Source organism: Halalkalibacillus sediminis, assembly GCF_002844535.1.
GTDB lineage: Bacteria > Bacillota > Bacilli > Bacillales > Alkalibacillaceae > Halalkalibacillus_A > Halalkalibacillus_A sediminis.
Genome location: NZ_PJNH01000001.1, coordinates 581,383 through 595,805, shown reverse-complemented (window position 1 = coordinate 595,805; position 14,423 = coordinate 581,383). Strand labels below are relative to the sequence as shown.

The window sequence follows — 14,423 nt, the reverse complement described above, 5'->3', positions numbered from 1 at the left end:
TATATAAGCGAGAATTTTTTAGAAAAATATCTATAGTTAATAATCTGAATTTTTTGTAATATTATGTTAATATTGGTTAAGAAGATTTGAGTATACCCATTTTAGAGGGGGGAGAATTGAGATGAAGATTGGGCAAGAATATTTAAGAATCATAATAGAAAGATTTAATAGTGTAAAAAGCCTTGGAGATAAGACATTAAAACAACTTTCGGATGAAGAAATACACTGGAATTATAATAGTGAGTCCAATAGCGTAGCAATAATAGTCAAGCATTTGAGTGGAAATATGATCTCAAGGTGGAGTGACTTCTTAACATCAGATGGCGAAAAAGACTATAGGAATCGAGATGCAGAATTCATCGATGATATAAACTCTAAAGCCGCGATGATGAGTGTATGGGATAGGGGATGGAAAGTATTAAATGAAACTATCTCAGATTTAAGTGAACAAGACTTATTAAAAGAAGTATACATCCGGGGAGAAAAACATTTGGTGTTAGATGCTATTGAAAGGCAAATGGCACATTACGCATCTCACGTTGGTCAAATGGTATATATAGGTAAGCAAATAAAAGGTGATGACTGGAAGAGTCTCAGTATCCCAAAAGGGAAATCCGAAGAATATTTGAAGGAAATGCTTGAGAAACACCAGGGTAAATAGATTGATGTTGGTAAACACCGTCGTTATGGTAAAAAAAGCTGAAAGAGAAGAAAGGAGACAAAAATGTTATTGTTATTATTGATTATTTTAGGAATGAGTATTGGTTATGCTCTATCTTTTATAGATCCAAATGGTATTGTTCCAGCTTTATTGGGTGGAATATTAGTAGTTATAACTTATATAGCTATTCAAATTATTCCTAAGAATAGGGATAGGAGCAATCGATAAGGTGTATTATAACGCGTGACAGTGCGTAAGTACGCTTTCATTAAAACACACTTCATAGGGGGGTATATATGAACACAAAAGACTTTACATTTATAGCGTTACGAATTCTTGCTGTTTATATTTTAATTCAATCATTAATGGATTTATCACATATTGCTAATTTTTTTATCTTACCTATTTTTTATGAAAATCTACAAGGAATGGTTCAAAAGGATGTTATTAATATATTACTACAGCTCGGGCCTTTTCTGGTTCAGTTAGGAATGAGTATAGTAATCTGGTTATATGCCGGAAAATTAAGTCGATTTTTTCTTCCTAAACAAGAGAATTCAGTAAATCAAGGTGACCCGGATCAAAACCAACCTTCATTGACAGCACATCAGTTTCAGGTAGCAGCAGTTTCGGTTGTAGGCCTTGCTTTTATTGTACATACACTTCCGACGTTTCTTCCTTTGGCACAAAGTTGGTTAAGTTTTCAAGAAGTAGGCATGGAGTATGCGAATGAAAAAGTTAAAGGGGAGCTTTTGTTTTCCTTTTTAGAAAAGTTACTGCGATTAGCATTAGGGTTTGTACTATTTTTCGGTAGCAAAGGTATTGTCTGGTTATTTAATAAAGCTACTGGAACAATCTAATTATACAAAATCTTTTTCTTTGTAGAAGACTGTTATCTAGGGTGTGTAATTTTGAGGATAAACTTTCTCTTACCAGCATTAGTAATCATAGTTTTATGGGTGATTATTATAGGTGTTCACTCATTTTATAGGAAGAAACAAATAGTTTTAAGGCAAGAGATCATCAATTTACTTTTACTGGGGAGTATTCTATGGATAATTGGAATGACCATTTTCCCACTTGAGATTGGTATGCCTGACAGATATAGTCGTCCATCAAATAACTTCGTACCATTTTCAAGTATTAAAGACTTATTGAGCCACTCCTATTCCATGGTTCCATTAAGAAATATTGCCGGTAATATTATATTGTTTGTACCGCTAGGGTTTATGCTTGCATTAAAATTCAGTAAATTAAATAGTTTAATAAGAATTGGATCAGTGGGTTTACTTATTTCCACAGTAATCGAGCTAATCCAACTTTCGCTACCAATAAGAGCTTTTGATATTGATGATATTATATTGAATACATTAGGTACGATGATAGGCTTTTTTGCAATGAAAATACTTGGCAATATTGTGTAATAATACCTTTACATTATCGAGGAGGAAATGATGTCTAATAAAATCAAAATATTTTATGGGGAAAATCACTCTCAATTTGGAGTCTTACGGGTACCTCAGAGTAAAAGTCCTTCACCAGTAATCGTTACAATTCACGGTGGATTTTGGCAGGAGAAAGAAAATAATCCTATTGCAGAAGACTTAACTCGAAAGGGATATGCCACTTGGAATATTGAGTATCGTAGATTAGGTGAAAGAGGAGGAGGTTGGCCAGGTACTTTCGATGATGTGATCGATGCAGTAAATCATCTAACAAACATAAAAGAAACACATCGTTTAGACTTAACTAATGTAATTATTATTGGTCACTCAGCTGGAGGACATCTAGCACTTTGGTTAGCTTCAAGAGCTTTACATAGAAATACGGACAATATTTTCAAAGATCTAGAGGTACCGATTCGAAAAGTCATCAGTTTAGCCGGAGTAACTGACTTGAAAAAGATGTTAGAAATACATGATGAAAAAGGTATTAAAAGTCCTGTAACTGAACTAATGGGTGGGACACCAAGAGAAGTTCCTGAACGTTATAAATTAGCCTCCCCGATTGAATTATTACCCATGGATGTAGAACAGGTATTAGTTCATGGAGAATTAGATCAACATGTTTCGGTTGAATTAAGTAAGGATTACTATAACAAAGCAATAGAACAACAGGATCATGTGAAATTAGTTGTGCTGCCAGAAATAGAACATTTCAAAATCATTGATCCTTCCTCCACAGCGTGGAATTCAGTAATTGATATATTTTAAGAAGATTTCATGTAAAAAGTCAGAGAAATAAATTGTAGTTAATTAGTTGGGGGGTTTTAGAGTGACAGAGATTAAACAAGTTTTAAATCAAGAAGAAAAGTCAAGAGTTACAAACTATATACTAAGGCAACTTCCAGAATGGTTTGGTATTGAAGAAGCAATTGTCAATTACGTAAATAACGTAGTAAATACAGAGTTTTACGTGTATAACATTTCAGAACAACCAGTTGGACTTATTGGTGTACAATCTAATAATAAATATACTTCTGAGGTTTATGTAATGGCAATCTTAAAAGAATATCAAAACCGTGGTATTGGTAAAGAATTATTAGATTCAGTTGAAGATGATTTAAAAAATAAAAATATTAAATTTCTTATGGTCAAGACTTTGGGTGACTCCCACCCAGATAAATATTACAAGAATACGAGAGAATTCTATTTTAAGACTGGTTTTTATCCACTAGAAGAAATAAAAGAGATTTGGGGCAAAGAAAACCCATGTTTAATTATGGCTAAAAATTTGTAAATGTAGATTGTTTATCGCTATTTCACTCTCTGCTCAATAGTTAAACAGGTACAGTTGTCCTTGATCCGGGGAAGGTTAGTTCTATAAGTTGTGGGGGTGGTCAAGTGGAAACTTTAACAATGCAACATACATAGTATTAGATATACCAGAAAATATCGCTGATAAAGTAAAGGATATAAGGTCCGAATATGATTATACAATGTCACTACCTGTTGAAATAACGATTGCTGGATCAAGTGGATTAGGGGCATTGCAGTATGAACAAAATCCCCATAAGGTTTTTCAAACTCTTAGAGATATTACTTCGGGGACAAAACCAATTATTACTCATTTTGATAAAGTTCGTAGGTTTAACAATACCGACATTTTCTTTTTTACGCTCCAAGATGAAAATCCAATCCGTGAAATTCACCAACAACTTGTAAAATCGAATATTAATTATTCGGAAAGCTCATTCCCTTTCAATCCTCATTGTACTCTATGCAACAATTCATCCTTAAACAAAGTAGAAACTGATGAATTATTATCAAAGGAAATAGAAGAGGAATTCATCATTGATGCATTATCAGTTTACACTCTGGACAGAAAATCAAGCGAGGATATAAATGTTAATCTTCTTAAAAGATTTCAGTTGTCTGGAAAATAGAAATTTTAAGCAAGGGGGAGTTTCAACATGGAAGTAGTATATTTTGCAGGTGGATGTTTGTGGGGAGTACAAGCTTTTATAAAAACATTACCAGGAGTTACGCTTACAGAAGCAGGTAGAGCTAATGGAACAAGTCATACACTTAATGGTGATTATGATGGCTATGCAGAATGTGTAAAAACAGAGTTTGATCCAACAGTTGTTTCGCTCAGTGAATTAATGGGATATTTTTTTGAAATCATTGATCCTTACAGCTTGAATAAACAAGGGCAAGATGTTGGCGAGAAATACAGAACAGGAGTGTACAGCGAGAAGCCTGAACACTTGAAAGAGGCGAAGGTTTTTCTTAATAAGAGAAATGATTATGATCGTATAGTTGTAGAAGTATTACCTCTTACAAACTATGTGAGAAGTGCAGAAGAGCATCAAGATCGGTTAACTAGATGCCCAGATGATTATTGTCATATTCCAGAAGAAATATTAAGTAAATATAAGAGATAGGTTATTGTTTAAATACAATTCATTTAGGTTAGGTAGTATCCACATCAAGTGCTAATTTGAATGGAGTGCATCCGTTTAGAGATAAATAAATATGTCTGAGCTAGGTTTAATCTTGTTTAAAATGAAAGTTTGAGGATTTTAATAAGAACTCTTCACACGGACATACTATATTTAAGGTATTTAAGGAGGTATAGATATGTCAGAAGAAAACAAGAATCAAAACAAAGACAAAGGTAAGCAACGAAATGTTATTAAGTACAATACAGAGCCGAAACGAAATAAAGAGTCAGCAAATGATGCTGAATTTGCTAAAGACAGTGAGTTTCTTAATTTAAACGGGAAACAAAATAAAAGGAAGAGAAAATAAGAAAAGGAGAGGCTGTCTGTTTTGATAGCCTTCCATTTCTCTGTCTCATCGTTTAGTCCCAATAATTACTGGTTCGGTAGAGCGGGTTATTATGGTATTGCCGAATTTAAAATCACATTTTCTTGTGAGCATTATTTTTATTACATAGGGGAGAAATTTAATGAAGTATAAGATGATAATTATTTTATTCTCAATGTTGGTCATAATAAGCGGTTGCTCCAATGATACTAGTGATGACCAACATAATACAGAAGGTAAATTAGAAAAAGAACCAACGCAACAGGAAGCAACTAAAGAAAAATATGAAGAGTCAGGAACAAGTGAAAGGTACCAACATGATGCAGATATTGTTAGGGTGCATCACTTGTATGAAATAGTAAATTATCTTGAGGAATATAAGATGATAACAGGCCAATACCCTTTAGCTAATGGTAGTGAGCAACAGAAATATACGTTTATTGCTACTGATGAACAACTAAATTATACGACTGGAGATGGCCCTCCTTTTGAAGATATGAGCGAACTAGAGTCGTTGTTAAATAAGGAGATTGCACAAAACATTCAATTGCCTGTGGATCCACAAAAAGTACCGGTCAACAAACCAAATTTCTATATCTATATGACGCAATCCAAAAATTATACAATAGCCGTTCATTTACATAACGAATATTCCTTTTCTAAAAACATAGCTCCGTATTATAACAAAGTGGAAGTAAGTAGCAATCCCAATCCAGAGCATAAAATATGGTCCTCAGATAAACTTTTTAGTAACGAAGATTTTATTGAGGTGATCAATAAGGAAATGTACAAGGAAGAATATTTTGATTCACTTAGTCAATAATCTTTATTCCAATATTAAAAATTAATTTATATCATATTTTTTATTATTAAACTATCAGGGGCAATAGTTGAACAGGCGATCATAAAATTGATCGTCTTTTTATTTTGACGCTAAATTTCTTGGAATATTATGTTAATATTGGGGAGACAATAACCTTTTCAATTTTTGCACCTTTAAAAGATGTATTTGCCAATACGGATTCACTTGAATTTGAAAACCCCAGCATTGAGTTAAAGGGATATGTTAAAGATGAAAAAATAGAAATTCAATTTGGAATATCTGGTGGATTGGGAGCTTTTGATGATAATTTCTAAAGTGTATTCTTCAATAAACTGGGGCGAGAGTTGAAGAAGGGAGGAGCAAAAAAGTGAAAAAATTAAATTTCATTTTTATTATATTTGTAACAGTTTTTATAATTATCTCATTAAGTATTGGGCTTTATGTTAATGTAAACCTAAATAAGCTGCTTTTAATGGAAATATATAATTACTTAATTTTGAGCGGAACTATCACTGTTGTTACTTTTTTTTGCGTCATTATGCTTTTATGGCAAAAAGGTGAGAATAAATTAGCTTCTTTGTTAAAAAAAGCATTAATATTTCCAGCAATGTTTTTTATTTCACTGTTCTTAGTTTCCTTTATATTTCCTCACTCATTTAATTTAGATGTTACCTATATGAATGAAAAAGTATCTGTTTTTGATTACAATAACCTTCAGTCTGGGACATCAATTTATAGTGAGCGTTATCAACCTTACCAGTTAATCCTCAGAATAAATGTATATGCAATGATTGCATTAATTTCTTTATCAATTTTAAGGTATGTAATTAGCTCATTAAGAAATAAGAATATTAATTCTTAATATTCTTATTGAACTATTTGAAGGCAATCGAAACGTGGGGAAGTTCCTTATAACGAAAATTATAGGAACGTGTGGCGAAAGCTCTTGATATGTTTGATTTTATATAAGTAGACATAATATATATTATCGGAAGTTATACATAGAAATACAGAGAGACGTTAATAATTGCTTTAACCACAGTCTTTAGGCTTCTTTGTTTGTATTATTGAAACTTGTACAAAATGTTTTTTACATTAAATATCGTTATTATCGTTTATCTAGGATCGCTAATCTTTTTATACTTAATAACATATCAATCACGAAATAATTTATTACACATTCGCTTTTGAATTAATCTAGGTTAATGTCTGTGCATGAAATGTTTCTCAGATTGTTCAGTTGCTCTTTAATATCACTGAATTGATGTTATTTAACCTCAGTGATCTATTTGGTTGCTTTCAACAAACAATTGCTACTGATAAAACTTAATCCACTTAGACATTAGATACTTTATATTAATGATCTAATTATGATGAAAATTAATGTATGCAGTTATCTTTATTTTTATACCTAATTTAGCTGCTGTCAGTTTGTGCAGCCATCTGTAGATAGAACATTTCCTGGGTTATGCTCGTGAATCAACATGAATTAATTTTCTTAATATGTTTGCTGAAAAAGGAATTTTAATTCAACCACTTATTATCGACCGCGTTAAAATGCCTCCCTCGTTTATACGCTCATTGAGTTTACATAATTATGTTATAGTCTCCTTTAGTTGTTTACATAACAATAATACTGTCTACCATCTCCAATTGTAATTATATCGTCGCATTCTTTCCCTCTATTACCTTCTGTTAGTGTTAAGTTGAATTCAGCTAAGTACTACCTTACTTCACCAAAGGAAGTGAACACATTGGATCTGATAGTTCGTGCACATGAATTCATAGCGCAATACCATAATGAGTTGGGTTACGCCCCCTCCTCCCTAGAGAAGCGTATTATGGATGTAACGAATGAAATTAATAACTTTAACACCTATAAACATACAGAAGAAGAACTCAACTATGGTGCAAAACTTGCTTGGCGAAATAGTAACAAATGTATTGGCAGATTGTTTTGGGATTCCCTACACGTTTTCGATGAAAGAAACTTAACTACTGAAGAAGAAATCTTTCAGTCACTGATTAACCACATTAAGTTTGCAACAAATGGTGGAAAAATCCGATCAACAGCAACTATCTTTTCTCCTAAATATAACAATCATGAAGTACGAATTTGGAACCATCAACTCATTCGATATGCTGGTTACGAGACTGATGAAGGTGTTATTGGAGATCCTCACTCTGTCCCGTTTACCAAAGAGTGTATTCAGTTGGGTTGGACTCCGAATATGGGTTCATTTGATTTATTGCCAATTGTCATTCAGATTAACGACCAGGAGCCAAAGTTGTTTGAGCTTCCTAGGGATATCGTTAAAGAAGTTGAGTTAGAACACCCTCGGTATGAATGGTTTAAGGACCTGGAATTGAAGTGGTATGCAGTTCCTTTTTTATCAGATATGGAACTCGAGATCGGTGGCATTCAATATAATGCTGCTCCGTTTAACGGTTGGTATATGGTTACTGAAATCGGCTCAAGGAACCTTGCTGACGTCGATAGATACAACCTCTTGCCTGTTATAGCGGAGCAGTTGGGGCTAGATGTGTCTAGTAACTTAAGTTTTTGGAAGGATCATACTTTACTAGTTTTAAATGAAGCAGTCCTTCACTCCTTTAATAAAGCTGGAGTTACTATGGTCGATCACCATGCGGCTGCGAAGCAGTTCAAACAATTCGAAAATAAAGAACAGAAACTAGGAAGGTGCCCAACGGGTGACTGGACTTGGTTAGTCCCCCCTACAGCTGGCGCCACTACTCATATTTTCCACAAAGAATACAAGAATGAAGTGAAATGTCCGAACTTCTTCTATCAAAACCCACCTTATTAGAGTCTGTAATTATTGCAGACTCTTTTTCTTATCCTTCTCAAGGCCCACTAAGTACGATATAATAGACACGGAATAATTCAGAAAATTCGTAGAATCAATCGAACTAGGAGTGATTTTGTGTCAAAAGCAGTTTGGAATCCAACTCAATCTTATAAAGAGAATACGCGTTTATATCAAATGATGCAGGAAGCTGGATTTGATGAGTATGATAAGTATTTGGAATATACAGTCCAAGATACCTCGGCTTTTTGGGAACATGCAGTGAATGCACTTGGGATTGAATGGTATGAAGACTATAAAGAAGTACAGAATCTAGATAAAGGGATCATGTACCCTGAATGGTTTGTGGACGGCAAGATGAATGTTGCTCACAACGCACTAGATAAATGGGCTGAAGATTCTTCCATGAAAAATGAAAACGCTTTAATTTGGGAAAGTGATGATGGTGAAGTAATCACTTATACCTTTAAAGAATTACAAGAAGAAGTGAATCGTGTTGCGAACGGTTTTCGTGATCTAGGCATGAAGAAGAATGATGTTGCTACTATTTACATGGCCATGATTCCCGAAACGACCATAGCGATGCTTGCTATTTCAAAGCTTGGTGCTATTTTCTCTCCGGCTTTCTCAGGCTATAAATCAGAAGCTGTAGCAAAACGTATCCAGGCAGCTGAAGCTCGCTTTCTGATAACTTCTGATGGCTTTTTCAGAAGAGGTAAAACGGTGAATTTGAAAGACGAAGCTGATCTTGCTGCGGAATCGTCTTCTTCAATTGATCATGTAGTCGTCGTAGAACGTACAAAAGAAAAAGTTCAGTGGCAAGATCGTGACGTTTCCTGGAACGAGGTAAAGAGTGACGACACTTCTTTTGAAACTGAAAAGACGAACGGAAATGACCCTTATATGATCATTTATACCTCTGGGACTACTGGAAAGCCTAAAGGTGCCTTACACACGCATAATGGCTTCCCAATCAAGTCAGCATACGATGCAGGTATTTGTATGGATGTCTGTAAAAAAGATACGCTATTTTGGTACACAGATATGGGTTGGATGATGGGACCATTTCTTGTTTACGGAGGATTGTTGAATGGTGCTTCCATCGTAATGTTCGAAGGAACCCCTGATTACCCTACCCCAAGTCGAATTTGGGAAATGGTAGAACAACATAAAGTGACTCACCTTGGGATTTCCCCTACATTGATACGGTCCATCATGAATTTGGATGAATCATATTTTACTCAAAATGATTTATCTTCATTAAAAATGATAGGTTCCACTGGTGAACCTTGGAATGAAGAACCATGGTTATGGTTATTCGATAAAATCTGTAATAAAGAGATTCCTATCTTTAACTACTCTGGTGGAACTGAAATATCTGGTGGGATCTTTGGTAACGTATTAGTTAAACCAATAGCTCCGGTTGCTTTTAATGCAGCACTTCCTGGTATGGATGTAGACGTCTTTGACGACGAAGGACAACCTGTTAAAAACGAAGTTGGAGAACTCGTGCTTAAGCAACCTTGGGTAGGCATGACGAACGGTTTCTATAAAGAAAATGAGCGTTACGAAAATACTTACTGGAACCGTTATAAAGATACATGGGTCCATGGTGACTGGGTCGTTCATGATGATGAAGGATTCTATACAATCACTGGCCGTTCTGATGACACGTTGAACGTTGCAGGTAAACGTCTTGGTCCTGCTGAGCTTGAATCAATCTTTGTCGAGTTCGATCAAGTAATTGAAGCTGGTGTGATCGGAGTTCCACATGAAGTTAAAGGTGAGAATCCGATCGCCTTTGTAGTTGTAAAAAATCAACCATCTGACGAAGAGAAATTCAAAGAGGATTTAATTAATCATGCTATTGAACGTCTTGGTAAGGCGATCGCTCCACGTACTGTGTTCATTGTTGATGACTTACCAAAGACCCGGAATGCTAAAGTAATGCGTAGAGCAATAAAAGCGGCTTATCTGAATAAGGATGCTGGAGACTTATCTGCTTTAGAGAATCCGGAAGTCGTTGAAGACATTCGTAAACTCGGGAAGAAATAAAGGTAACAATAAGGATAAGTTATCAGTCCATGGGCATTGAAATGCAAAACATTTCAATGCCCATTTTTAATTGTAAAATCCAAATAAATCCAACAAGAAATCCCTTGAGTATTAGATCTTATTTAACATTGTTCTTGAAGTTTGTGATTTTATTCGTGATAAAATACGAAATAGTAGCAGACAAAAAGGCAATAAATAAAGTTAGCATAAATGAAGTAGAACTACTGGTAATAACAGTCTCACGAGGAGAGTTATCACTCATATTCCAAACCTCTTTAAGATCCGGAGTATATAAGAATGTAAGAAGCACTCCAGACAATACTTGCGTTATTGAAAATAATAATATAAAAATAATGGCAAAAAGAATATACTTTTTCACTGTTGATCTCCTCCCGATTTGTCATTGTACCTTTAATACGAATTTAGAAAGAAAATGTTTCCTTTTTAGGGAAGTATCTATTTCACCAAGCCATAATTTTTAATGCCTGATCTATAAGTTTACATATTATATTTATGGTTATCTAATTGTTCCCTATCGATTCTCCAACGACTTTTCCCGTAAACAAACATCCTCCTAAAAAAGTTCCTTCAAGTGCACGGTAACCATGTAAACCTCCGCCACCAAATCCTGCTGCTTCACCTGCTGCATACAAACCTTGCAAAACTTGTCCATTTTGGTTGATTACTTGCCCTGATAAATTAGTTTGCAAGCCTCCTAGTGTTTTACGACTGATAATGTTCAATTTTACTGCAATCAGCGGGCCTTTCGCAGGGTCTAAGATTTTATGAGGTTTTGCTGTACGAATCAGTTTATCACCTAAGTAATTTCTAGAGCCTCTAATAGCGGTTATTTGCAAATCTTTTGTAAACTTATTATCTATTTCACGGTCTCTAGCCTCTAGTTGTCTTTTAATATGTTCATAGTTTAAAAGATCCTTCCCAGTAAGCTCATTCATCTTCTCTACGAGCTCACTTAAATCTTTAGATACAATAAAGTCTTCCCCTTTATCCATGAAGGCTTGTACAGGTCCTGGTGCTCCCTTTTTCAAACGTTCTAATAGCTTTCTTATACTTTTACCCGTCAAATCAGGATTTTGTTCAGAACCTGATAAAGCGAACTCCTTTTCTATGATTTCCTGACTGAGAATGAACCAGGAATAATCGTATCCCGTCTTAGAAATGGCTTCTAATGTACCTAACGTATCAAACCCTGGAAGATAAGGAACTGGAAAGCGATTGCCTTCAGCGTCCAACCATATGGAAGAAGGTCCAGGTAGAATACGAATGCCGTGGTTCGTCCAAACAGGATCGTAATTTTTGATTCCCTCAGTATAGTGCCACATGCGATCTCGATTGACGATATTTGCCCCAGAACTTTCAGCAATCGAAAGCATCCGCCCATCAACGTGATCGGGAACACCTGAAATCATGTTTTCGGGAGCTTCACCTAACCTCGAAGGCCAGTTATTTCTGATGACATCAAAATTAGCTCCGATTCCCCCACTGGAAACGACCACATGATCGGCAGTGTATTCAAACTCACCAACAACTGTTCTAGAGCTTTTCTCTCCTCTTTCCACCTGACTATCTTCTAATACAGACCCTTTTATGCCTGAAACCCTGTCATTATTGACTATTAACGCATCTACCTGGTGTCTAGGCAAATATGTCACTCGATCATTGATGATGTGATCCTTTACTCTTTTTTCGAAAGGAGCTACAATTCCTGGCCCTGTTCCCCACACGATATGGAATCTAGGAACAGAATTCCCATGACCTTCTGCTAAATAGCCACCTCTTTCTGCCCAACCTACGACTGGAAAGAATCGGACACCCTTATCGTAAAGCCACTTACGCTTTTCTCCTGCAGCAAACTTAAGGTAAGCATCCGCCCACTGTTTTGCCCAATAGTCTTCATCTTCTAAACGATCGAATTGAGCTGACCCATACCAATCTTGTTTAGCAAGCTCAAAGGAATCTTTAATTTTCATCCTTCTTTGTTCAGGTGAATCAATCAAAAAAAGGCCACCAAAAGACCACCAAGCCTGCCCTCCAAGAGAAGCCTCAGGTTCTTGATCGACTAGTAATACATTTTTACCTCTATCAGCGATTTCTGCAGTGGCGACCAATCCAGCAAGTCCTGCTCCAATTACAATTGCATCATCATTCATCTCTTCAACACCTCCGATAGATAAAAAAAGCTCGCTTAAATGAAGTGTCATCTAAGCGAGGTCAGTGAATTATACTGGGTAAACACCGTGTTTACGTTCAGTGAATTGTACATTTTTAGATTTGTAAGCATCTAGTCTCTTCGTTAATGCTGATCGCAAATCATTCGGTTCCACAATATCATCGATTACCATTTCAGATGCTAATCGATAAATATCGATGTTTTCTTTATATTCCTCTTGTTTCTCCTTAATGAATGCTGGACGTTCTTCTTCTGGAAGTTCAGCAATTTTGTTCGCATAAACAGCATTTACTGCAGCTTCTGGTCCCATAACGGCAATTTGCGCTGTAGGTAAAGCGATCGTTACATCAGGGTCGAAAGCTGGACCTGCCATCGCGTATAAACCAGCACCATATGCTTTTCTAACAACCACTGAAATTTTCGGTACGGTTGCTTCACTCATAGCTGAGATCATCTTCGCACCGTGACGGATGATACCAGCACGTTCTACTCTTGTTCCAATCATGAAACCAGGAATATCCGCTAGGAAAATAAGTGGGATGTTGTACGCGTCACATAATTGAATGAATTTAGCAGCTTTATCCGCAGAATCATGGAATAATACGCCGCCTTTCATTCTAGGTTGGTTAGCAATAAGACCAACTACTTGTCCGTTGATGCGAGCCAGTCCTGTAATCAGTTCTTTAGCGAACTCACGCTTGATTTCACAGAAAGAATCTTCGTCAATCAAACGATTGATTAACTCATACATATCGAACGGAGCGTTCTGATTTTCAGGAATCAGTTCTTCAATTGATTTCTCGAAAGAAGCTGTATCTAAAGCTTTTTCGACCGGTGGTTTGCTTCTGAAATTCTCCGGGAAGTAAGTCATATATTTTTGTACATAGGCAATAGCCTCTTTTTCGTCCTTAGCAAGGACATCACCGCAACCAGAAACTGAACAGTGCATGCGAGCTCCGCCCATTTCTTCTAAAGTAACTTTTTCACCAATAACCTTTTCAGCCATACGCGGTGATCCTAGATACATTGAAGCGTTTCCGTCGACCATAACGACAATGTCACAGAAAGCGGGTATGTATGCTCCGCCTGCAGCTGAAGGTCCGAATAATAAACAAACCTGTGGCACTCGACCGGACATCTTCACTTGGTTATGAAAGATTTTTCCTGCTCCACGACGGTTCGGGAACATGTCGATTTGGTCCGTTATACGTGCACCTGCTGAGTCTACAAGGTACAACATAGGAATCTCTAATTTTAACGCGGTTTCTTGAATGCGGATAATTTTCTCAACCGTTCTTTTTCCCCAAGAACCAGCTTTTACAGTAGAATCGTTGGCCATGACACATACGCTTTGGCCATTCAATTTTCCTATTCCCGTTACAACACCATCTGCCGGTAACGATCCATCCATCGCATTAGCGAAAAACGCATCTTCGACATCTAAATCGTCGTCCAATAATAATTTCAAGCGATCACGTACGAACATTTTACCTTTTTCTGCATTCTTTTCGTGATATTTATCCGCGCCACCCTTTTCTATTTGAGCACGCAATTCTTCATGATTGATTTCCATAGACAAAGTGTCTCACCCTTT

The 14,423-nt window shown here is 36.0% G+C and carries 17 protein-coding genes; 14 read left to right on the top strand and 3 right to left on the bottom strand.

Annotated elements, in window-relative coordinates; translation table 11 throughout:
- Positions 1-121 precede the first annotated feature (121 nt).
- The 14 genes from CEY16_RS03105 to CEY16_RS03050 all read left to right on the top strand — a co-directional run bounded on the left by CEY16_RS03105 (position 122) and on the right by CEY16_RS03050 (position 10,638).
- Complete coding sequence (locus tag CEY16_RS03105; RefSeq protein WP_101330502.1) at positions 122-661, top strand: DUF1572 family protein; 540 nt, start codon at positions 122-124, stop codon at positions 659-661.
- A gap of 63 nt (positions 662-724) precedes the next feature.
- Positions 725-889 carry a hypothetical protein gene (locus CEY16_RS15105; protein WP_162297830.1) on the top strand — a complete coding sequence of 55 codons (165 nt, stop codon included), beginning with the start codon at positions 725-727 and terminating at the stop codon, positions 887-889.
- Between the two features lie 68 nt (positions 890-957).
- On the top strand, positions 958-1,521 hold the full coding sequence (locus tag CEY16_RS03100; protein WP_101330501.1) for a hypothetical protein: 564 nt from the start codon (positions 958-960) through the stop codon (positions 1,519-1,521).
- Between the two features lie 51 nt (positions 1,522-1,572).
- Entirely contained in the window at positions 1,573-2,085 is a 513-nt protein-coding gene (locus tag CEY16_RS03095; RefSeq protein WP_101330500.1) for a VanZ family protein, read from the top strand.
- A 30-nt stretch (positions 2,086-2,115) separates the two neighbouring features.
- On the top strand, positions 2,116-2,874 hold the full coding sequence (locus CEY16_RS03090) for an alpha/beta hydrolase family protein (protein ID WP_101330499.1): 759 nt from the start codon (positions 2,116-2,118) through the stop codon (positions 2,872-2,874).
- Between the two features lie 61 nt (positions 2,875-2,935).
- On the top strand, positions 2,936-3,400 hold the full coding sequence (locus CEY16_RS03085; protein ID WP_101330498.1) for a GNAT family N-acetyltransferase: 465 nt from the start codon (positions 2,936-2,938) through the stop codon (positions 3,398-3,400).
- An 88-nt stretch (positions 3,401-3,488) separates the two neighbouring features.
- Positions 3,489-4,046, top strand: a complete 558-nt coding sequence (locus tag CEY16_RS03080) for a 2'-5' RNA ligase family protein (protein WP_101330497.1) — start codon at positions 3,489-3,491, stop codon at positions 4,044-4,046.
- A 27-nt stretch (positions 4,047-4,073) separates the two neighbouring features.
- Positions 4,074-4,547 (top strand): peptide-methionine (S)-S-oxide reductase, encoded by a 474-nt coding sequence (locus CEY16_RS03075; RefSeq protein WP_101330496.1) that lies wholly within the window; start codon positions 4,074-4,076, stop codon positions 4,545-4,547.
- Between the two features lie 196 nt (positions 4,548-4,743).
- On the top strand, positions 4,744-4,914 hold the full coding sequence (locus CEY16_RS15305) for a hypothetical protein (protein ID WP_202908590.1): 171 nt from the start codon (positions 4,744-4,746) through the stop codon (positions 4,912-4,914).
- Between the two features lie 160 nt (positions 4,915-5,074).
- Positions 5,075-5,755: a hypothetical protein gene (locus CEY16_RS03070; RefSeq protein ID WP_101330495.1), complete on the top strand. Its 681-nt coding sequence runs from the start codon at positions 5,075-5,077 to the stop codon at positions 5,753-5,755.
- A gap of 119 nt (positions 5,756-5,874) precedes the next feature.
- Positions 5,875-6,069, top strand: a complete 195-nt coding sequence (locus tag CEY16_RS03065; protein WP_101330494.1) for a hypothetical protein — start codon at positions 5,875-5,877, stop codon at positions 6,067-6,069.
- Between the two features lie 53 nt (positions 6,070-6,122).
- The gene (locus CEY16_RS03060) at positions 6,123-6,617 is read left to right on the top strand and encodes a hypothetical protein (protein ID WP_101330493.1); all 495 of its coding nucleotides are present in this window, start codon (positions 6,123-6,125) and stop codon (positions 6,615-6,617) included.
- A gap of 892 nt (positions 6,618-7,509) precedes the next feature.
- On the top strand, positions 7,510-8,583 hold the full coding sequence (locus CEY16_RS03055) for a nitric oxide synthase oxygenase (RefSeq protein WP_101330492.1): 1,074 nt from the start codon (positions 7,510-7,512) through the stop codon (positions 8,581-8,583).
- A gap of 177 nt (positions 8,584-8,760) precedes the next feature.
- On the top strand, positions 8,761-10,638 hold the full coding sequence (locus tag CEY16_RS03050; RefSeq protein ID WP_101331126.1) for an AMP-binding protein: 1,878 nt from the start codon (positions 8,761-8,763) through the stop codon (positions 10,636-10,638).
- A gap of 118 nt (positions 10,639-10,756) precedes the next feature.
- Here the strand turns inward: CEY16_RS03050 and CEY16_RS03045 are convergent, their stop codons facing one another.
- From CEY16_RS03045 to CEY16_RS03035, 3 genes are all read right to left on the bottom strand, one after another.
- On the bottom strand, positions 10,757-11,017 hold the full coding sequence (locus CEY16_RS03045) for a hypothetical protein (RefSeq protein ID WP_101330491.1): 261 nt from the start codon (positions 11,015-11,017) through the stop codon (positions 10,757-10,759).
- Between the two features lie 142 nt (positions 11,018-11,159).
- Positions 11,160-12,809 (bottom strand): FAD-binding dehydrogenase, encoded by a 1,650-nt coding sequence (locus CEY16_RS03040; protein WP_101330490.1) that lies wholly within the window; start codon positions 12,807-12,809, stop codon positions 11,160-11,162.
- A 69-nt stretch (positions 12,810-12,878) separates the two neighbouring features.
- Positions 12,879-14,402, bottom strand: coding sequence for an acyl-CoA carboxylase subunit beta (locus CEY16_RS03035; RefSeq protein WP_101331125.1), 1,524 nt, complete (start codon positions 14,400-14,402; stop codon positions 12,879-12,881).
- Positions 14,403-14,423 lie beyond the last annotated feature (21 nt).

Bases quoted from the DNA above. Each gene is read 5' to 3' on its own strand.
- CEY16_RS15105 (WP_162297830.1), top strand. From the start codon at position 725: ATGTTATTGTTATTATTGATTATTTTAGGAATGAGTATTGGTTATGCT.
- CEY16_RS03075 (WP_101330496.1), top strand. From the start codon at position 4,074: ATGGAAGTAGTATATTTTGCAGGTGGATGTTTGTGGGGAGTACAAGCT.
- CEY16_RS03050 (WP_101331126.1), top strand. From the start codon at position 8,761: ATGATGCAGGAAGCTGGATTTGATGAGTATGATAAGTATTTGGAATAT.
- CEY16_RS03035 (WP_101331125.1), bottom strand. From the start codon at position 14,402: ATGGAAATCAATCATGAAGAATTGCGTGCTCAAATAGAAAAGGGTGGC.
- CEY16_RS03100 (WP_101330501.1), top strand. From the start codon at position 958: ATGAACACAAAAGACTTTACATTTATAGCGTTACGAATTCTTGCTGTT.
- CEY16_RS15305 (WP_202908590.1), top strand. From the start codon at position 4,744: ATGTCAGAAGAAAACAAGAATCAAAACAAAGACAAAGGTAAGCAACGA.
- CEY16_RS03090 (WP_101330499.1), top strand. From the start codon at position 2,116: ATGTCTAATAAAATCAAAATATTTTATGGGGAAAATCACTCTCAATTT.
- CEY16_RS03105 (WP_101330502.1), top strand. From the start codon at position 122: ATGAAGATTGGGCAAGAATATTTAAGAATCATAATAGAAAGATTTAAT.
- CEY16_RS03070 (WP_101330495.1), top strand. From the start codon at position 5,075: ATGAAGTATAAGATGATAATTATTTTATTCTCAATGTTGGTCATAATA.
- CEY16_RS03040 (WP_101330490.1), bottom strand. From the start codon at position 12,809: ATGAATGATGATGCAATTGTAATTGGAGCAGGACTTGCTGGATTGGTC.